At 60.7% G+C, this 428-nt stretch carries 1 pseudogene; it reads left to right on the top strand.

Annotated elements, in window-relative coordinates:
- Positions 1 to 371: pseudogene (locus GZH79_RS18865) on the top strand (IS21 family transposase); the annotation flags it as partial.
- Positions 372 to 428 lie beyond the last annotated feature (57 nt).

The following is a 428-nucleotide window of genomic DNA, read 5'->3' as shown; positions in this document are numbered from 1 at the left end:
GCGGGAAAGAGCGACAGGTCAACATGCGCTTCCTTGCGATGGCAAACCACTACGTGTTCGAGCCAGCGTTCTGCAATCCGGCCGCAGGCTGGGAGAAGGGACAGATCGAGAAGAACGTGCAGGATGCCCGGCGCCGACTGTGGCAACCCATGCCGGACTTCCCCGATCTTGCGGCGCTGAATGACTGGCTGGAGCAGCGCTGTGTCGCGTTGTGGACTGAGATCCCGCATGCAGCGCTGCCGGGTAGCGTTGCCGACGTCTGGGCCGCAGAGCAGGCAGCGCTGATGCCATTGCCCCCCGCCTTCGATGGCTTCGTCGAACTGAGCAAGAGGGTATCACCGACCTGCCTGATCAGCTTTGAGATTGATCGCAGAGGGGCCGCAATTTAATAAGCGGACTGCGAGACGGCTGAAAACTACCTTTCGATC

Source organism: Loktanella sp. SALINAS62, from assembly GCF_018263905.1.
GTDB lineage: Bacteria > Pseudomonadota > Alphaproteobacteria > Rhodobacterales > Rhodobacteraceae > Loktanella.
This window is presented reverse-complemented; position numbering and strand designations above follow the sequence as displayed.